This is a genomic window from Robinsoniella sp., assembly GCF_034124845.1.
In genome coordinates this window covers 1-18,215 of record NZ_JAWYAJ010000092.1, presented here as the reverse complement: position 1 = coordinate 18,215, position 18,215 = coordinate 1, and the positions used below count along the sequence as shown (strand labels likewise).

The window sequence follows — 18,215 nt, the reverse complement described above, 5'->3', positions numbered from 1 at the left end:
TGGGAAGATTCCCCTCCTCATAAGCCCTCCGGCAATACCCCGCCGCCTTTGCGCTGTTCCCTTCCACATCCCCACGGAAGGGGCTGCAGATAAACACCTTTTTCATAATTTCTGCATCCCCTTTCCATACAGAGTTTCTGATTCCTTTTTTCTGAGCAAAAATCCGGGTATGCCCTTATTTGCTTTATCTTTTGAGACTGTAATTTGTGGATTTTCACCACCTTTTACAATAATTCGGATTGTTTTCATCACCCGCAGTCTCCTTTCACAATTGGGTCCTATTGAATGCCCTACTATATAGCCACGAGAGAATCACAAATTAAACCAGCTTCCATAACTTTTTTATTTTATCAGGAATTTTTTTTAATCTCTTAGACACAGCCATTGTAGAAATACTCAACTCCTTACCTATTTCAGCCATAGCTTTTTCCTCAAAATAATACTTCTGTACAATCATGGCATCCTTACCGTCCAATTTCTGAATGGCCCGGTGAAGTCTTTCCTTTTCTTCAAAATCGATCATTATTTGCTCAATATCCGTTCTTTCATCTGCAAACTGCTTTGGAAGATGCCCTTCCCGGCTTTCCTGCATAAATTCCAACGAATTATGCCGCCTTGTTTCAGTCCGGTTCCTTCTGGATTGCGTTTTCTCCATCTCAATCATAATTTCTCCAATGTTATCATCCACTTCAAGTTCCAACCTTTCCCCGGTCATAAATTTATATTTGATTTTCATGCTGTTCCTTTCTTTACCCGTGAGTAAAGCAGCAACAGCAGATTGGAAAAGGGCAAAAAAATAGCCGGAGTAAGCTGTAATTCTGCTTTACTCCGGCTATTTGGTGTCTCGCATTTGCGGACCCTTTGCTCGGTAGGTTACTTAGTTATTGAGTTATCAATTCTTCTTTCTTGTCCTTCTGGCTGGTGCAAATTTGGCAGCGGACTTGTACGATGTTCCGGCAATGGGGACACTTCAGTTCCACCCAAATTTCTCCGTTTGACGAGGAATAAAAATCAAAAGCCCGTTTCCTGCATAGCGGACAGTAAATTTTTTCTTTCATACGCCTCTCCTTTCCTGTCAATCCACTGGTTGACAAAATATCTAAAAAAATTTTAGTTTGACAACCATTTACTTGACACGTACTCTTTTAAATCAGCACTCTGTTACCCACAGAGTGCCTGTCAGATACTGGAACATGTCAAATAATTTACATTTGCAAATCTAACATCCTGATTGGAACATCCGGTAAGTCCCAACTGAACAAGCCGTATTTTAGCAGAAGCTGGCGATACTTGAAATATCCTGGAAAGTGCCTCTGTGATGTCTGTTTCACTATGGTGGTTGTTCTCCTGCATATCTAATGCCACACTGACAAATGGCGTCTTTGGCATTAAAATAGCAGCACTGAAATACTTAGCCTGGTGCTCCAGCCAATCTGTATCTGTAATCAGCCTTCGTTTACCTGCCGTTCCTGATCCGCCCTCAATATCTATTTTCCGGCATTCGGTAATACCTGATTGCGGCTTTATCCCCTGACTTTGGTAATTTGTGTGCGTATAATAATCAGAGTGGAATATCCAATGCCCGCATTCGTGCCCTATGGTGGACCGGAGCCGGTACTCCTTCCTATCCTCCAATACGGTATTATCAATCATCATAGTTCCTCTATCCACATACAGATAATCAGCACATTTTTCCCGTGGCAGATACACAGGAACTCTTTCTGTATTTTGAAATATCATCCTGCCTAAAATCAGGCCGCAATGAGACAAATAAGTGTAATCTAACGCCAGATCGAGATAAATTTCTGCAAAGGCTTCTATATCCACTGGCTGCGGATTTTTCAACACAGTAGATTTGTAGTCTTTCAACAGTTCTTCCGCATGTTCATCAATTTCAGCATTACTCATAATAGGAATCCTGTTTCTGCTCTTTCTTAACCTTGGCTGGTACATAGACAGATCACCCCTTCCTTGCTCTTAACTCATCCAAAAGAACCTGCCATTCTTTTTCTCCCGCACCGGTTTCCATCGAAAGCCGCAGCGCTTCTACTACATAACTGTTGCACAGCATATAATCGGCACAGTCCTGTGGTGTCGCAATATCACTGGATGACCGTGATTCTGCCGCCATATCATAAAGTGTATGGACTTCATCATCATTTAATAAGAGAAAGCAGGCCAGCGACTTCAACCTTTCTGCAGTAAACGCACTGCTCCTCCCTTTCTCCACTTCGCTATAAAACTGGGGTGATACTTTTATGGCTTTTGCCGTCTCCCGAAGAGACTTCCCCCTGCCCTTCCGCAGCGTCTCCACATATTTTCCAAATTCCAATCTATGATTTGTATTCATGGCTGTTCTCCCTGTAAAAATTTTATATGGTAAGCTTTTCCATAAAAACAAACATTTATTCGTCAACTTGTTCATTGACACATTTTTTTATAAAAGGGAACATATCAGATAAACAAAACTAAAAAATCCCTGACCGCCTGCTTTTAAAGCAAACAGTCAAGGACTATCTTTTAAATAGAATTGTTATTCATTCATCAGGATACAATACCGCATTTCAAAACATATTGATACATTTGCTCCTCTTCCAGACAGACGTCATCATACCTGCTCTTGACTTTTCCAACTTTGACATCCTCCATCAAATCATTGAGAAAACTTTTAAAATTCCGGTTATCATCCACCAGCCGATTTATCGTATCCCAATCAAGGGAATCTTTCTCTTTCGCTGAAAATAGTATCTCACTCTGCATAAAGTGTTCCGCATCCAGACGGATTACCCCAATCCCAAAGGCATTATTCAATCTCCGCAATTCATCCATCAGTTCCGGTTCCTCTGATATTTGAAGCGCAACCAGGTATCCTTCATGCGCCCAGCTTGAATTTGACACTGCCTGAAAGTAATATTCCCGCAAGTTTGACAGAGTCAGGCTAATTTTCATCTCAAATGAATACAGCTTATATGGGTTGACCTTCAACACATCGAAAAGCTTCAGTGTATTATCCGTATAAGAATCAAACGGAAAATGAACCCCCACAATATCAGGATGCAGCCATTTATTCTTACCACTTTTTTCCCTCTTGGAAACTTCATGATAAATCGTCTTTGTCATACATTTAAAATGCTCGTCCGTGCAGACAAAGCTTGATAGTAAAATATGTAAATCCCTTTCTGTAAATTTACTCTTTTTCCTGCCTGCACCAGAATCCGGGATTACTTTTTCTGGATTAATGTCTTTTCCTTTCAGATAAAATTTAGCTGGCCTTTTGCTAACCTGTATAAATACCGAATCCATGTTGTTTTTGATATCTACATAGATTCTGGCTGACAGGGTCCTAATTGGTGTTTTGCCGGAAGAACCCAGCTTCTCATCAAGCCCCTGGTTACAGCCTGCTTCCCACATCTCTTCCACAGACAGCGGACTTTCCGAAGCTTTCAAAACTTCTTTTGCAAAATCAATAAATCCAAACGCCAAACCTACCTCTCCTTAGCCTTAAAGTATGATTGAATATACCGGGGAACTCCCGAACGATATGTTTTCAGAACTGTGTATTCAGATAGGTTCAGTTTAAACGACGGGTTAATAAATTACAAGCAAAAATTTATCATTGTTTATTTTACTCAGCAACTATCGCTTTTATCGCACAATACTGGTTTTGCCAGACAGTATACACTTTTGCCAAATAGTAAGGGTTTTGCCAGATTGTATCTTATTTCCAACAAAACCCTCATATTCAAACTCTCCGGCGTTATCCCCGTCCCCCTATCTGCGGAAACTTATCCATCTCATCATCCGCAAAAACACAACTCCATTTTCTCCAAACAATCCCGCAACCCCGCCTAGAATCAAGGTTTCCGCACGAGAAGCACGGCGGTTTCAACATGCCCAGTATTCCCAAACATATCCACCCCCCGCACTCTCTCAACCTCATACCCCCCATCACAAAGATACCTCAGATCCCTTGCCAGCGTAGCGCTATCACAGCTCACATACACCACCTTAGGAACTCCCATTTCCAGGATAGCCTTCAGCAAAGCCTCCTCGCACCCTTTCCTTGGCGGATCAACCACAACTACATCCGCTTTCACATTCTCCTCAGCCAGCTTCTTCGGCAACACTTCTTCCGATTTCCCCACATAAAACTCTGCATTCTCTATCCCATTTAACTTCGCATTCCTCCTGGCATCTTCTATCGCCTCCGGAACGATTTCCACCCCATATACCTGCTTAGCCCGTTGAGCTAAAAACAGCGAAATAGTCCCAATCCCGCAATAAAGATCCCACACCGTCTCATTCCCGGTAAGACCTGCATATTCCAGCGCAGTACCATAGAGTTTCTCCGTCTGTGCCGGATTTATCTGATAGAAAGATAACGGAGAAATCTGATACTTCACATCGCCGATATAATCTTCAATATATCCCTTTCCCCACAATTCTACGATCTCTCTCCCAAGAATTACATTCGTTTTCTCGCGATTTACATTGAGGGTTATACTGGTCATTCCATCTAGTTCACAGAGGCTTTTGATCAGTGCCTCCTGATTTGGCAGCGACTTCCCATTTACAATGATACAGACCATAATCTCTTTCGTCCGAAAACCATAACGGATCAGAACATGGCGAACCAGGCCTTTTCCGGTAGTTTCATTGTAGGAAGAAACCTTGTTTTCATTCATGTAATCAATAACTTTATCTAATATAGTTTCATTGATGTCAACGCCCAGGAAACATTTTCGATTGGGAATAATGTCATGGGTTCTGCCTGCATAAAAGCCTGCGATGATATTGCCGTCCTTGTCTGTTCCGATGGGGAACTGGGCTTTGTTCCGGTAAAAAAACGGTTCTTTCATTCCTATGATAGGCTCCATGGGTGGATTCTCAAACTTCCCGATTCGGATCAGATTGTTGCGGATTTTATTTTCTTTGAATATGAGCTGTTGATCGTAGGACATTTCCTGAATCTGGCAGCCTCCGCATTGTCTGGCAACCGGACATTTGGCTTCTATGCGGTATGGGGAAGGCTCTTTAATGTTGATCATTCTTGCATAGCCATAATTTTTCTTGGCTTTTGTGATTTTTGCCTCGATCTCATCTCCAATCACCGCATCTTTGACAAACAGCGTATATCCGTCTACCTTGCCGATTCCTTCTCCATCCATGCCAATATCTTCTATTTTAACTTCCACTAAATCATTCTTCTTCATTGAAATAACTTCTGCTCGATCATTCTTTTTCATTAAAATAATTTCCCTTTCATCTACCTGATGTAAATAACAATTGAAAATATAGCAGGCACCGACCGGGCTGCCTGCTATACACGTCCTGACTATTTTGTTGTATAAAATCCATTACGTACACACAACACCCCGACCGTCTCCAGCCATTTCTTCACCATCTATCTTTTCCTTAAATACTGGTCTTCCGAATATTAGATTCAAACAACCGGTTATACCCAAGCCAATCCGTATTATCCCCGGCGCCCATGATCACTTCCTTCATAGTCTCCATCTTCGCATCGGTATTGTCTGCCAGATTCAGTGCCACTGCTTCTGCAAGCGCCGGTTTTTTCGGAGAGCCGTATTCCAGTTCACCATGATGTGCCAGGATGCAGTGTCTCAATTCACTTGCCAGTTTTGCCGGGAAGTTTGGTATTTTCCGGATGCTGCTGCCCAGTAATTCCGCACCGATGAAAATGTGGCCCAGAAGCTGTCCATCATCTGTGTAATCATTCTCCGGGAATGCAGATAACTCACGCATTTTACCGATATCATGGAAGACTGCTGAGGTAAACAGCAGATCCTTGTTCAAAAATGGATACTGACGTACATAGTCTGCGCAAAGGTTCAGCACGCCAAGGGTATGTTCTAACAGCCCTCCCACAAATCCATGATGCACGGATTTTGCTGCGGAATGGAATTTAAATGCTTTGATAAAGCTTTCATTTTTCTCGAAAAAGCTGTCTGTAAGCTCTTTGAGATATGGGTTTTGGATCTGACCGATGAGGCTCAGAAGCTCTTTGTACATTTCTTCAATGTCTCTGGAGCTCACAGGAAGATAATCCGCTGGTTCATATTCGCCGGACTGTGCTTTCCGGACACGTTTTATATTTAACTGCAAAGTTCCCTGGAAGCTGGTTACGTCTCCTACTACATCTATGTAATCCATGGCATCGAAATCGTCGATTCCCTGGGAATTGGGATCCCAGATCTTCGCATCGATTGTGCCAGTCTTGTCCTGAAGAACAACGTTTTCATAAGTTTTTCCGTTTTTGGTTATGGCGGACTGTTTATATTTGCATAAATAGATATCTCCGACACGTTCACCCTCACGCAGCATTTCAATGTATTTCATAACTTTTTTCTCTTACCTTTCCAAACTGTATATTATTTATAATCGCCGTTCACGATTATACCACAAATAATCCCAGGAATCTACTGTGCATTTCCAAGTGTTACGTCAGCGTTGATTTCAGCGTAATTGCCATCAAGCCCCTGGCGCATCAGCATCACATGGGCAATGTCTTCCGGCCTTAATTTCCCTAGCTGGTCGCTGTACTGTTTCATATTTGTGATTTTTTCCCCATTTATGGATATCAGTATATCTGCTTTTTGAATACCGGCATACATTGCGGGAGAATCTGCGGCTATTTCTTTTACATAGACGCCCTCGGGAATGAGGGATTCCTTTTGCATACTTTCGGTAACTTCTTTTCCGATAATACCCATATAAGCCATTTCCACGTTATTGGTCATATTCTCGATCATCTGCCGTATTTCGGAAATCGATACACCGGTTACTGTGGACTGTTCCATTTGGTTTGAAAAATCCCTGGTGATGACTCCTACTATTTTACCGTCCAGATTTACCAGAATACCACTGCCTTCGCTGCTTCCAATAATATCGGTGTTGATCATATTATATTCTCTGTCTTCTACCGATGTTGGGAAAATCGATGTGACCATGCCAAATGCAATTGATTCCGTATAACCCATGGGACTGCCAATTGCAATCACCGGTACGCCCTGAGATACGGAGCAGGAGCTCGCCAATGCCGAGGTATCGATGAGATTCTTCGTCTCTTCCGGAATCTTACTGATCGGAAGCCTCACCAGCGCCATATCGGTTATGGGATCCTGTTTCTGCACATCTGCGTCCACCATAGTTGCATCGGGGAATGTTACCCGTACACGTTCTGCACTTTCAAGGACTGCTGATTCGGTCAGCACGTACATATATGCACCGTTTGCGGCTACAATCAGCCCGGACGCTTCTACATTGTTTTCCGATGGTTCGTTAAACAGATCCACATTGCTGCTGCTTCCCGTCACCGTTACCACTGCTCTTTGTGCTTCTCTGGCTACCGAGTACATCTGACTGTATAGTTTTTTATAATCCGACAGGTTAAGCGCCTTTTCTTCAATGACTGTCTGCGGTATAATCTCGCTCTCTTCTTCCGTCACCACAGCGTCAGTTGGCTTTTCTGTCGGTTTTTCCGTCGGCTTCTCTGTCTCTTCTTCTTGCGCAATTACGATCTGTGTCGGGGTCTGGGGCTCTCCAAATTTCTGTTTTGCCCAAGGCGTTATGACTGCAAATGTCAATCCGGCTACAGCGCCGAATACAACAGCAAGTCCTACCGCTGCTCCCGTCTTCAGAAACCATTTCTTCTTATAAAATGGCTTTGTCTTAATATGCTCATTGATAAAAGTAAAATCCTTTTTTCCTTGTTGCGACATAAAAGTACTCTCCTTCTCACAGTAAAACACATATCCCCACAGTAATGTCCTAATTCTATCAAACACATATGAACAATCTATGAATTTTAGAAAAATTTAGGTTTTCAATTGTCCGTTTATGGGGTATGATAGAAGCAGGCTAATAGAGCGTATCTAAATCCGATGCACCAATACGTACGCTTTAACATTCAAGGCTCTAACTATAAAATAGATAAACAGGTGAATTTATGAATCAAAAAGCATTAAAAACATTGGAATATTACAAAATCATAGATCAGCTTACGGAATTTGCAGGTTCCCTTCTTGGCAAGGAACAGTGTAAGAACCTGCTTCCTTCCTCTGATATAGAAGAAATTGGGATTATGCAGCACGAAACAAGGGACGCCCTTTTACGCATTTATCAAAAAGGAAGTGTATCCTTTTCAGGAGTAACGGATATCCGGGGTTCTTTAAAGCGCCTCGATATCGGAAGTATTCTCAGCATGGAAGAATTACTGCGCATCTGCAAGCTGCTTGAGACTTGCAGCCGTGTGAAATCCTATTCCCGCGGTGAGACAGATAATGATGAACCGGACTGTCTGGATGAAATGTTCGAGGCATTGCAGCCGCTGACCCCGCTTTCTACGGAGATCAGACGCTGCATCCCTTCGGAAACGGAGATCAGCGATGATGCCAGCCCTGCACTTCATCATATCAGACGCCAGATGAAGCAGACAAATGACAAGATCCATTCCCAGCTCTCTTCTATGGTAAACGGATCTGTCCGTACTTATTTACAGGATGCGGTTATTACTATGCGAAATGGCCGCTACTGCATTCCCGTTAAGGCTGAATACCGGGGGCAGGTACCGGGTATGATCCATGACCAGTCTTCCACCGGCTCCACAATATTTGTGGAACCCATGGCTGTGGTTAAGTTAAACAACGATATCCGGGAACTGGAATTAAAGGAAGAAAAAGAAATTGATGTGATCCTTTCTACTTTAAGTTCACAGGCAGCTGAAGAGCTGGAAGCACTGGAAGAAGATCTGGCACTTTTGACAAAATTAGACTTTATTTTTGCCCGTGCCATGCTGGCAAAATCCTATAACGGAAGTGAACCCATCTTTAATGAACGGGGATATATCAATATCAAAAAAGGACGCCATCCTCTGCTGGATAAGAAAAAAGTTGTGCCTATTGATATCCAGCTGGGACAGCAATTTGAACTTCTGATTATTACCGGTCCTAATACCGGTGGTAAGACGGTTTCCTTAAAAACAGTGGGCTTATTTACCCTGATGGGGCAGGCTGGTCTGCATATTCCGGCATTTGACCGCTCGGAGCTGGCTGTATTTGAAGAAGTTTATGCCGATATCGGAGATGAACAGAGTATTGAGCAGAGCCTTAGTACCTTTTCTTCCCATATGACCAATATTGTTACTATTTTGGAACATGCAACGGATAAATCACTGGTTCTGTTTGATGAATTAGGTGCCGGAACTGACCCCACGGAAGGTGCCGCACTTGCAATTGCCATTCTGAGCAATCTGCACCGCCAGGGCATCCGGACAATGGCGACCACCCATTACAGCGAACTGAAAGTATTTGCCCTTTCTACCCCCGGGGTGGAAAATGGCTGCTGTGAATTTAACGTGGAAACCCTCCGCCCGACTTATCGCCTCCTGATCGGCATTCCAGGCAAGAGTAACGCCTTTGCCATTTCCGGTAAACTGGGTCTGCCACAGGAGATCATCGAGGAGGCAAAGGGACATTTAAGTGAACAGGACGAGAGTTTTGAAGACCTGATTACGAACCTGGAAAACAGCCGGGTAACCATTGAACAGGAGCGGGAGGAAATTAACCGCTATAAACAGGAAATCCAGACCCTGAAAGAAAAGCTGGAAGAGAAACAGGTAAAACTGAATACCAGTAAAGATAAGATTCTAAGAGAAGCAAATGAACAGGCTCACCAGATTCTTCGTGAGGCAAAAGAATACGCAGACACAACCATTAAGAATTTTAACAAATTCGGCAAAGAAGGAATTTCCTCCAAGCTTATGGAGCAGGAACGCAGCCGACTTCGTGAAAAAATGTCTTCCGTAGAAAAAAATCTGGCTATGAAGGCAGAAAAAAAAGCCGTTAAGGCAATTAAACCGAAAGAACTGCGTGTGGGCGACAGCGTGAAGGTCCTGAGCCTGAACCTGCGGGGAACCGTAAGTACCCTGCCCAATGCCAAGGGCGATCTGTTTGTTCAGATGGGCATTCTGCGCTCCCAGGTAAATATAAGCGATCTGGAACGTATCGATGAACCGGTTATAACCGCCCCGAACATGAGCCGGTCCGGCAGCGGAAAGATAAAAATGTCCAAATCTGCTTCTGTGGGCATTGAAATTAACCTGCTTGGCAAGACCTCCGACGAAGCCCTTGCCGAACTGGACAAATACCTGGATGACGCTTACCTGGCACATATGCCATCTGTTCGCGTTGTACACGGTAAAGGTACCGGTGCACTTCGTAAAGCGGTGCACAATTATCTGAGGCGTTCAAAGATCGTAGCTTCTTACCGCCTCGGTGAATTTGGTGAAGGTGATTCCGGCGTTACAATTGTAGAATTTAACAAATAGTAATATGGGATATTCACTTACATTTATTCCACATTTAAGGAGGTCATTATGGTGACAAGACAGAAAATCATGATCGTAGATGATGATGCTAACATTGCAGAACTTATTTCTCTTTATTTAACAAAAGAATGTTTTGATACAAAAATGGTATATGACGGGGAAGAGGCCATCAAAGAATTCGACCATTTCCAGCCCAACCTGATCCTGCTGGATCTGATGCTTCCGGGTATGGACGGCTATCAGGTCTGCCGCGAAATCCGGCAGAAATCTTCCGTTCCGATTATTATGCTCTCCGCCAAGGGAGAAATCTTTGATAAAGTTTTAGGTTTGGAATTAGGTGCCGATGATTATATGATCAAGCCCTTTGATTCCAAAGAGCTGGTAGCCCGGGTAAAGGCGGTACTCCGCCGCTTCCAGCCGGAAAAACCCGCTGCTGCAAAGCCCGCCGGCAAATACGTGGAATATCAGGATCTGGTTATCAATCAGACCAATTATTCCGTAGTCTATATGGGGGAAACGGTGGACATGCCGCCAAAAGAGCTGGAATTATTATATTTTCTGGCTTCATCCCCAAACCAGGTGTTCACCAGAGAACAGCTTCTGGATCACATCTGGGGCTATGAATACATCGGTGATACCCGTACCGTAGACGTACATATTAAGCGCCTTCGTGAAAAAATCAAAGACCATGCAAACTGGGCAATTTCCACAGTCTGGGGCATCGGTTACAAATTTGAGGTGAAATCTTAATGAAAAAAGCGTTATACATTAAGTTCATTTCCGTATTTCTCGTATTCGGAGTCCTGAGCTTCGTACTGATCTCTACCTTAAGTTCCTTTCTAACCCATAAATACCTGGTTAACTCAAAGGCAGAAGCCATGTATAAGGAGCTGAACGTCCTTGCCTCCGGTCAGATTGCTGAATCTTATTCCGGCGGCGGTCCTTCCATGCTGGAGATCTACACCAATATGCGTGCGCTGGCATCCTATCAGTCCGCCCAGATCTGGCTCATTAATACCAAAGGGCAGATCCTGTTGAATTCCGGTGAAATCTATGACCCGGAACATTTAAAAACCATTAACGGATTTGACCCTACAGCGCTGACTTCCAGTTATTATCAGGTAGGAACCTTCTTCGACAGCTTTTCTACCAACGTTTTGAGCGTAGTAGTACCGGTTACATCCAATTATAAAGTAAAAGGCTACATCGCCATGCATTATAATATGAACCTGCTGGAATCCGAGAAAAATTCTGTCCTGAATATTTCCTACATAACATTCGGATTGATTTTCCTGCTGTCTCTGATTATTCTGGGGGCATTTACTGCCATGGTTTACATCCCCATCAAGAAGATCATCCAGGCGGTAAACGAATATGCCAGCGGAAATCTGAACTACACCCTTCCTGTGGAGACGGACGATGAAATCGGTTATCTGGCAGCTTCCTTAAACTACATGGCAAGCGAGCTGAATAAATCCGGCGAATACCAGCGGAAATTTATATCCAATATTTCACACGACTTCCGCTCCCCGCTGACCTCCATAAAAGGTTATGTGGAAGCAATCCAGGATGGCACCATTCCCCCGGAAATGCAGGATAAGTACCTGAAAATTGTACTTTCGGAAACGGAAAGGCTGAATAAACTTACCAGAGGGCTTCTGACGCTGAACAACTTCGATGACAAGGGAACCCTGCTGGAGCTTACCGACTTTGACATTAACGGTGTCATCAAAGATACTGCGGCATCCTTTGAAGGAACCTGTACCAATAAACGGATTACCATACAGCTGGTTTTTGAGTCCCAGACGCTGTTGGTAAATGCAGACATGGGCAAAATCCAGCAGGTACTTTACAACCTCATCGACAATGCCATTAAATTCAGCCACCAGGATTCGTCCATTTTCATAGAAACCACGGTGAGGCATGAAAAGGTATTCGTCTCCGTAAAAGACACCGGAGAGGGCATTCCCAAGGAAAGCATCAAAAAAATATGGGAAAGATTTTACAAGACAGATCCCTCCCGTGGAAAAGATAAAAAGGGTACCGGCCTTGGACTCGCCATTACAAAAGAAATCATCCAGGCACATAATGAAAATATCAATGTTGTCAGCACCTTAGGTGTGGGCACTGAATTTACATTCACATTGGCAAAAGCAAAAGAAACTGTGAACCAAGTGTACGAATAAATATAAAAATATAATTTGTCCCAGAACCCAAACACACTCTGGAACAGATCCTGATCACCAAAAAAAGAAGATACCCGGGCACATGCAGCTTCCGGTTATCTTCTTTTTTCTCTTACTTAGCAGCTTATAAATGAAATTTATTTCTCCTGACTATATCTAATAAATTCAAATACCGCCAGCAGCAAACATCCCACTGCATAACTTACAATGTCTTTCCAGTCAAACACAGAACCCAAAATAACCCTCGCCAAAGTGTTATTCTCCAGTCCCAATAATTCCACCAGATGAAAATATTGCAAAGCTTCCACAAATACCGCAAATAAAAATACATACAGCGGCAGCTTACGCAACCCATCCGGCAAAAAAATACGTACAAAGCAGTAGACCACGATCACAACCAGAACATCTCCCATATAAGGACGGATGATTTGATCATGCACAAACAGCGCAATCCCCACTTCTATTAAAAACAGCACGGCAAACAAGCCGGCAAATATCAGCCGCTTTCGGCTTTTACTTTTATTTCCAGTCATATTTCGTAAGATGGCCTTCCAGCTGCATATGGTCAAACTGATTCTGCCGCAGTGCCTCATAAAGCACAATGGATACGGAATTTGCAAGATTTAAGGAACGGATATCTCCAATCATGGGGATTCGCACCGTAGTCTCCTGGTTCTGAAGCAGAATTTCTTCCGGTATTCCCGCGCTTTCTTTGCCAAACATAATATAACAGTCAGGCTCATAGGAAGCTTCCGTGTATACCTGAGGTGCCTTTGTGCTTGCCATATAAATCTTGGCACCTGGGTTTTTACTCAGAAAATCCTCATAATTAACGTAAGTCGTAACATCCAGATCCTTCCAGTAATCCATACCTGCTCTTTTAATCTCTTTTTCATTCAAACGAAATCCCAGTGGTTCAATAAGATGTAGCCTGGTGCCTGTAGCTACACAGGTTCTCCCTATATTCCCTGTATTAGCCGGGATCTCCGGCTCATATAATACAACATTTAATTTAGCCATGTAAAGCTTAACCTCCTAATCAGTCTTATCTTCCGTCTTTTATTTTTAAACACGCTGCAGTAACTGTAAAATTGCTTTCTGGCAACTGTGCGCTACACACTCTAAAGCATGTTTTATAATTACTTTCTGACAGCTGTTCGCTACACGCTCTATCCCCGCAGCTTAGTAATAAACCGTTCCAGGTGTTTGAGCGCCACTTTCAGGTCCTCCAGGGAATATGCGTATGAGATACGGAGATAACCTTCGCCGCAGTCCCCAAATGCAGATCCCGGAACTACTGCTACTTTTTCCTCTTCTAACAGCCTGGTGGCAAATTCTTCTGAGGTCATTCCAAATTCTTTGATGCATGGGAATACGTAGAAAGCTCCGAAAGGTTCAAAACAGGGCAGTCCCATTTCTTTAAATGCGTGCATCAGATATCGTCTTCTGCCATTATATGCTTCCCGCATTTCGGCAACATCCACATCGCCGTTTTTCATCGCCTCGATTGCCGCATATTGGCTGTTGGTAGGCGCACACATGATGGCGAACTGATGAATTTTGGTCATCTGTGCCGTAATCTCTTCCGGTGCGCATACATAGCCCAGACGCCATCCGGTCATAGCATATGCCTTTGAAAATCCATTAATTGTAATGGTTCGCTCCCGCATGCCCGGCAGGCTTGCAATGGATACATGATCTCCGTTAAAGGTCAGCTCCGAATAGATTTCATCAGATAAAACAAATAAATCTTTTTCGATGATAACTTCTGCTATTTCTTCCAGATCTTTCCGGCTCATCACTGCGCCGGTTGGGTTGTTTGGAAATGGCAGAACCAGAATCTTGGTTTTTTCGGTGATTCCATCCAGCAATTCCTGCTTTGTCAGCCGGAATTCATTTTCTTCCTTCAGGTTGATAACCTTTGGTACTCCGTCTGCCAACACAACGCAAGGCAGATAAGAGACAAAGCTGGGCTGTGGGATAAGGACCTCATCTCCCGGGTTCAGCATGGCACGCATTGCCAGATCGATCGCCTCGCTTCCTCCAACTGTAACCAGCGTTTCCAGATCCGGTGAATATTCTATGTTACACCTGCGTTTCAGATATTTACATATTTCCACACGAAGTTCTTTTAGCCCTGCATTGGAAGTATAAAAGGTCCTCCCCTTTTCCAGAGCATAAATCCCCTCATCTCTCACATGCCAGGGAGTATCAAAATCCGGCTCCCCCACACCAAGTGAAATAACATCGTCCATTTCACTTACAATATCAAAAAATTTACGTATACCAGATGGCTGGATTCCAACCACCTTATCTGCTATAGGATTTCTCACGGGGTCACCAGCATCCTTTCATCTTTGACTTTTTTATCAAATATCGTTCCATGGTCTTTATATTTCTTCAATACAAAATGGGTTGCAGTGCTTAATACGGTATCCAGTGTAGAAAGTTTGTCGGAGACAAATCCGGATACTTCTTTTAACGTTTTTCCTTCCAGAATAACCATCAGATCATAAGCACCGGAAATCAAATATACGGAGCGTACTTCCGGATAGTTATAGATCCGCTCTGCAATGGAGTCGAATCCCTGCCCCCTTTGGGGCGTTACCCGCACTTCGATCAGTGCAGTTATTTTTTCTGTGGAAGTCTTATCCCAGTCAATTAAGGTATGGTAACCGCAGATAACCTTCTCCTGTTCCATTTTTGCAATTTCATTTGCTATTGTGATCTCATCCGAACCAAGCAATACCGCCAGTTCTTTCAGATCAATGCGGCTGTTTTTCTCTAAAAATGTTAAAATCTGCTCTCTCATCTTAGCTCCTATCTGCCTGCTGTCAGGCTGCTACAACAATTTATATATTTCATCCGGCTGGGGACGTTCCAGAAATCTGCTGTCCTCTCCGTTAAACAATACTCTGTCATTTCCATCGGTTGTTCTCCCGATCAGAGATGCAGGAATTCTGCATTTGCCCAATTCGGCAATCAGCCCTACTCCATCGTCTGCCGCAATCAGCAGCGCTCCGCTGGACATCATAACATAGGGATTTAGCCCAAAGTACTCACATATTTCGATCCTTTCCTGCTTTACCGGAATTTTTTTCAGATCCGCTTCCAGTCCTACTCCTGCACTTTCAGCCAGTTCCCAGAGTGCACCGAAGATTCCGCCCTCTGTCACATCATGCATGGCAGATACCCCGAAGCGGCTTGCGGCGGCAGCCTCCGGCACAACTGAAATATACCGGTCAAATCCCTTAGCCGTATCAATCATCGCCATTGGAAATCTCTTTTTCAATTCCTCTTCTTTTTCTTTCGCAATAATGGAAGTTCCCTCCAGGGCAATCCATTTGGTAAGTATCAGATCCTGTCCCGGCTTTACACCTCCTGTTGGAAGTACTTCGCTTTCCAATGCTTTCCCGATACCAGACACGGTAATCACAGGCTGGTTAACTGCTGCAGTCGTTTCGGTATGCCCACCCGCAATCTGAATATTCAGGGAGGCACAGGTCTCTTCCAGTTCCTGCATCATTTCCCGCAGTTGCGGCTCTTCCATCGTAACAGGGAGCAGAATGCTGAGCAGTACAGCTACCGGCTGTGCTCCGGACGTAGCAATATCATTGGCGGTTACGTGTATTGCCAGAGACGCAGCATCCTTAGCCGCCGCTGTGATGGGATCAATAGAGCATACAAATACTTCCCCAGGAGCAAGCTTTAACACTGCACAATCCTCTCCCACTCCTGCACCCTGCAGAACTTCATTTCGTTTTGTTTTTATCTGTCTGAACACCGACCTCTTTAAAGTCTGTTCTGAAATTTTACCAATTTTCATAAATTCTCCTTCTGATACCCTTAAGCGTGTTTGAACAATTTGAACATCCATTCCCGCCAACTGCATAGAATGATCACCGGATTATATCCGCCGGAATCAAAAATCCTATTGGATTCATTTTAATACAACTTAAGTGCAATTGCAACTGTTAGCCGATATCAGCTGATTTATTGTCTCTAAAATTGTTCTGTGTTATACTAATAACGGAAGATGATCTCACACTAGAACTATAGAGAATCTATGTTTAACTTCTCACATAAAGGCGGATATTATGATCACTAAAGAACTTATCAATCAGAGCATCGATTATATGCTGTGCCACCTGGACGATGAAATCACGGTAAAGGATGTGGCAGCCCACATTCACTATTCCCAGTATCACTTCAGCCGGGCTTTTAAATCCATAACCGGGGATAGTGTATACGCTTTTATCAAACATCTGAAAATGGATCAGAGCGCCATTGACCTAAAACTAAAAAGGGACAAAACCATTACCAATATTGGTTTGGACTATGGTTACAGCGCTTCTAATTATAGTACATCCTTTAAACTGCATCATTGTAAATCCCCATTAAAATTCCGTGAAGCAGCAAATGCAGCCAGTATCTCCAATCCATTTCAACCGGAAATTATAAATTATTTTGAGAGTTACGAAGTATATAACAGCAAAATAAAAATAGAACAGCTTGGAAATATCCGGGTTATTTATGAACGAGTCATCGGTAAATATGATGAACTAAAGGAAAAATGGTATCAGTTCTTTGATACTTATAAAGATTATATTCATGAAAACACCACATTCATAGAACGGTTTTACGATGATCCTGCCATTACTTCTTTTGAGCACTGCATTTGCGATATATGCGCATCTATAGACGATGACTGCAGGCTTGAAAATATCATCACCATAAAGGGCGGCAAATTTGCTGTCTATCAATTCACAGGCGAAATAAAAGATATCTTTTGTACACTCCAGGGAGTATTTGCTGTCTGGCTGCCGGGAAGCGGTTATGAAATGGATGAACGATACGGTTTAAATATTTATCGAAACATCAGCAAAGAAACAGATTTTGTGATTATGGATTTATACATTCCCATTAAATAGAGCAGGAATTCAGAAGTAGCTGCGAGGGCTTTATGCTATTATGAAATTGTCTTATCAGAGACAGTTTCAATTAGTATAAAGTCTTTTTTACGAAGGAGGATTCATATGTTTGATATTAGAAAATTACAGGAACAGGCTATTTGGGAAGCGGTCAAGCGTAAGAGCAGTGAAGAAACCGCAGAAGAAATTGTTTATGGAACCGATGGAACGGCTGCAGATCAGGATTCTGCTGCCTGGGTGAATGGTACCATGCATCGTCTGGAAGCGAAATTCAGTACCGCAGATGTAAAGCAAATTCGAATGTCATGCCAGTGTGGCTATGGAATGGAAGAAAAGCTGGCGCTGGTAAAAGAATTGGCTGCATCTTCTTCCAGTATGGAGGAATTTGCAGGATCTGAAAAAGCAAAAGCCGCAGGACTCTCCTATCTGGACGGCTCACTTTATCTGCAGTTCGGGTTCTGCCCTTGTCCTATGCTTGCCCAAGTGGAAAAATTAGATACCCTCACATGGTGCCAATGCACGACTGGATATAGTAAAGCTCTCTTTGAAAAAGCTTTCGACTGTGATGTGGATGTTGAGCTGTTGAAGAGTATTAAATACGGGGATGATATATGTCTTATGCGAATTGTTCCTCATGGTGTAATTTGGGGGTAGTGTTACAGGGAATACAAGTGCATTATATTTGGGTTTTGCTAAGTAAGGACGCTTTGTAAATGATAGGTAGTGTACGGAAAGAGAAGGGGGCGGACC

19 protein-coding genes are annotated in these 18,215 nt (G+C 43.2%); 5 read left to right on the top strand and 14 right to left on the bottom strand.

Annotated elements, in window-relative coordinates; translation table 11 throughout:
* Positions 1-102: 102 nt before the first annotated feature.
* From ACH2DQ_RS04680 to ACH2DQ_RS04640, 9 genes are all read right to left on the bottom strand, one after another.
* Positions 103-252 (bottom strand): hypothetical protein, encoded by a 150-nt coding sequence (locus ACH2DQ_RS04680; protein ID WP_395025763.1) that lies wholly within the window; start codon positions 250-252, stop codon positions 103-105.
* Positions 253-319: 67 nt separating this feature from the next.
* The gene (locus tag ACH2DQ_RS04675; RefSeq protein ID WP_394914093.1) at positions 320-736 is read right to left on the bottom strand and encodes a sigma-70 family RNA polymerase sigma factor; all 417 of its coding nucleotides are present in this window, start codon (positions 734-736) and stop codon (positions 320-322) included.
* Positions 737-881: 145 nt separating this feature from the next.
* The gene (locus tag ACH2DQ_RS04670) at positions 882-1,058 is read right to left on the bottom strand and encodes a hypothetical protein (RefSeq protein ID WP_394914092.1); all 177 of its coding nucleotides are present in this window, start codon (positions 1,056-1,058) and stop codon (positions 882-884) included.
* A gap of 121 nt (positions 1,059-1,179) precedes the next feature.
* Entirely contained in the window at positions 1,180-1,908 is a 729-nt protein-coding gene (locus ACH2DQ_RS04665; RefSeq protein WP_394914091.1) for an ImmA/IrrE family metallo-endopeptidase, read from the bottom strand.
* Positions 1,909-1,960: 52 nt separating this feature from the next.
* On the bottom strand, positions 1,961-2,350 hold the full coding sequence (locus tag ACH2DQ_RS04660; RefSeq protein ID WP_394914090.1) for a helix-turn-helix domain-containing protein: 390 nt from the start codon (positions 2,348-2,350) through the stop codon (positions 1,961-1,963).
* 194 nt (positions 2,351-2,544) lie between these two features.
* Entirely contained in the window at positions 2,545-3,483 is a 939-nt protein-coding gene (locus ACH2DQ_RS04655; protein ID WP_395025760.1) for a COG2958 family protein, read from the bottom strand.
* A 371-nt stretch (positions 3,484-3,854) separates the two neighbouring features.
* Positions 3,855-5,213, bottom strand: a complete 1,359-nt coding sequence (gene rlmD / locus ACH2DQ_RS04650) for a 23S rRNA (uracil(1939)-C(5))-methyltransferase RlmD (RefSeq protein ID WP_394914088.1) — start codon at positions 5,211-5,213, stop codon at positions 3,855-3,857.
* A 202-nt stretch (positions 5,214-5,415) separates the two neighbouring features.
* The gene (locus ACH2DQ_RS04645; protein ID WP_394914087.1) at positions 5,416-6,360 is read right to left on the bottom strand and encodes a 3'-5' exoribonuclease YhaM family protein; all 945 of its coding nucleotides are present in this window, start codon (positions 6,358-6,360) and stop codon (positions 5,416-5,418) included.
* 80 nt (positions 6,361-6,440) lie between these two features.
* Positions 6,441-7,742 (bottom strand): S1C family serine protease, encoded by a 1,302-nt coding sequence (locus ACH2DQ_RS04640; protein ID WP_394914086.1) that lies wholly within the window; start codon positions 7,740-7,742, stop codon positions 6,441-6,443.
* Positions 7,743-7,969: 227 nt separating this feature from the next.
* Between ACH2DQ_RS04640 and ACH2DQ_RS04635 the strand changes: the two genes are divergently transcribed.
* From ACH2DQ_RS04635 to ACH2DQ_RS04625, 3 genes are read left to right on the top strand one after another with little or no spacing between them, the layout of a single operon-like run.
* Complete coding sequence (locus ACH2DQ_RS04635) at positions 7,970-10,348, top strand: endonuclease MutS2 (protein WP_394914085.1); 2,379 nt, start codon at positions 7,970-7,972, stop codon at positions 10,346-10,348.
* A 48-nt stretch (positions 10,349-10,396) separates the two neighbouring features.
* Positions 10,397-11,098, top strand: a complete 702-nt coding sequence (locus ACH2DQ_RS04630) for a response regulator (protein WP_394914084.1) — start codon at positions 10,397-10,399, stop codon at positions 11,096-11,098.
* Complete coding sequence (locus ACH2DQ_RS04625; RefSeq protein WP_394914083.1) at positions 11,098-12,534, top strand: ATP-binding protein; 1,437 nt, start codon at positions 11,098-11,100, stop codon at positions 12,532-12,534. Before ACH2DQ_RS04630 ends, ACH2DQ_RS04625 begins: the two co-directional genes overlap by 1 nt.
* A 137-nt stretch (positions 12,535-12,671) precedes the next feature.
* On the opposite strand, the gene ACH2DQ_RS04620 is transcribed toward ACH2DQ_RS04625, so the two are convergent.
* The 5 genes from ACH2DQ_RS04620 to ACH2DQ_RS04600 all read right to left on the bottom strand — a co-directional run bounded on the left by ACH2DQ_RS04620 (position 12,672) and on the right by ACH2DQ_RS04600 (position 16,360).
* Positions 12,672-13,067, bottom strand: coding sequence for a DUF2809 domain-containing protein (locus tag ACH2DQ_RS04620; protein ID WP_394914082.1), 396 nt, complete (start codon positions 13,065-13,067; stop codon positions 12,672-12,674).
* The gene (locus tag ACH2DQ_RS04615) at positions 13,054-13,554 is read right to left on the bottom strand and encodes a tRNA (cytidine(34)-2'-O)-methyltransferase (RefSeq protein WP_394914081.1); all 501 of its coding nucleotides are present in this window, start codon (positions 13,552-13,554) and stop codon (positions 13,054-13,056) included. The genes ACH2DQ_RS04620 and ACH2DQ_RS04615 overlap by 14 nt, the downstream gene beginning before the upstream one ends.
* Before the next feature lie 149 nt (positions 13,555-13,703).
* Positions 13,704-14,867, bottom strand: a complete 1,164-nt coding sequence (locus ACH2DQ_RS04610) for an aminotransferase class I/II-fold pyridoxal phosphate-dependent enzyme (protein ID WP_394914080.1) — start codon at positions 14,865-14,867, stop codon at positions 13,704-13,706.
* A complete protein-coding gene (locus ACH2DQ_RS04605; RefSeq protein WP_394914079.1) occupies positions 14,864-15,346 on the bottom strand; it encodes an Lrp/AsnC family transcriptional regulator in 483 nt (160 codons plus the stop codon). Before ACH2DQ_RS04605 ends, ACH2DQ_RS04610 begins: the two co-directional genes overlap by 4 nt.
* Positions 15,347-15,376: 30 nt before the next feature.
* On the bottom strand, positions 15,377-16,360 hold the full coding sequence (locus ACH2DQ_RS04600) for an AIR synthase family protein (protein WP_395025753.1): 984 nt from the start codon (positions 16,358-16,360) through the stop codon (positions 15,377-15,379).
* A 271-nt stretch (positions 16,361-16,631) separates the two neighbouring features.
* Here ACH2DQ_RS04600 and ACH2DQ_RS04595 point away from each other — a divergent pair, with 271 nt between their 5' ends.
* Positions 16,632-17,465 (top strand): GyrI-like domain-containing protein, encoded by an 834-nt coding sequence (locus ACH2DQ_RS04595; protein ID WP_394914077.1) that lies wholly within the window; start codon positions 16,632-16,634, stop codon positions 17,463-17,465.
* 105 nt (positions 17,466-17,570) lie between these two features.
* Complete coding sequence (locus ACH2DQ_RS04590; RefSeq protein ID WP_394914076.1) at positions 17,571-18,119, top strand: DUF6144 family protein; 549 nt, start codon at positions 17,571-17,573, stop codon at positions 18,117-18,119.
* The last annotated feature ends 96 nt before the right edge of the window (positions 18,120-18,215 follow it).

Bases quoted from the DNA above. Each gene is read 5' to 3' on its own strand.
- ACH2DQ_RS04675 (WP_394914093.1), bottom strand. From the start codon at position 736: ATGAAAATCAAATATAAATTTATGACCGGGGAAAGGTTGGAACTTGAA.
- ACH2DQ_RS04670 (WP_394914092.1), bottom strand. From the start codon at position 1,058: ATGAAAGAAAAAATTTACTGTCCGCTATGCAGGAAACGGGCTTTTGAT.
- ACH2DQ_RS04615 (WP_394914081.1), bottom strand. From the start codon at position 13,554: ATGGCTAAATTAAATGTTGTATTATATGAGCCGGAGATCCCGGCTAAT.
- ACH2DQ_RS04595 (WP_394914077.1), top strand. From the start codon at position 16,632: ATGATCACTAAAGAACTTATCAATCAGAGCATCGATTATATGCTGTGC.
- ACH2DQ_RS04645 (WP_394914087.1), bottom strand. From the start codon at position 6,360: ATGAAATACATTGAAATGCTGCGTGAGGGTGAACGTGTCGGAGATATC.
- ACH2DQ_RS04630 (WP_394914084.1), top strand. From the start codon at position 10,397: ATGGTGACAAGACAGAAAATCATGATCGTAGATGATGATGCTAACATT.
- ACH2DQ_RS04665 (WP_394914091.1), bottom strand. From the start codon at position 1,908: ATGAGTAATGCTGAAATTGATGAACATGCGGAAGAACTGTTGAAAGAC.
- rlmD (WP_394914088.1), bottom strand. From the start codon at position 5,213: ATGAAGAAGAATGATTTAGTGGAAGTTAAAATAGAAGATATTGGCATG.
- ACH2DQ_RS04590 (WP_394914076.1), top strand. From the start codon at position 17,571: ATGTTTGATATTAGAAAATTACAGGAACAGGCTATTTGGGAAGCGGTC.
- ACH2DQ_RS04660 (WP_394914090.1), bottom strand. From the start codon at position 2,350: ATGAATACAAATCATAGATTGGAATTTGGAAAATATGTGGAGACGCTG.
- ACH2DQ_RS04625 (WP_394914083.1), top strand. From the start codon at position 11,098: ATGAAAAAAGCGTTATACATTAAGTTCATTTCCGTATTTCTCGTATTC.
- ACH2DQ_RS04600 (WP_395025753.1), bottom strand. From the start codon at position 16,360: ATGAAAATTGGTAAAATTTCAGAACAGACTTTAAAGAGGTCGGTGTTC.
- ACH2DQ_RS04605 (WP_394914079.1), bottom strand. From the start codon at position 15,346: ATGAGAGAGCAGATTTTAACATTTTTAGAGAAAAACAGCCGCATTGAT.
- ACH2DQ_RS04620 (WP_394914082.1), bottom strand. From the start codon at position 13,067: ATGACTGGAAATAAAAGTAAAAGCCGAAAGCGGCTGATATTTGCCGGC.
- ACH2DQ_RS04635 (WP_394914085.1), top strand. From the start codon at position 7,970: ATGAATCAAAAAGCATTAAAAACATTGGAATATTACAAAATCATAGAT.
- ACH2DQ_RS04640 (WP_394914086.1), bottom strand. From the start codon at position 7,742: ATGTCGCAACAAGGAAAAAAGGATTTTACTTTTATCAATGAGCATATT.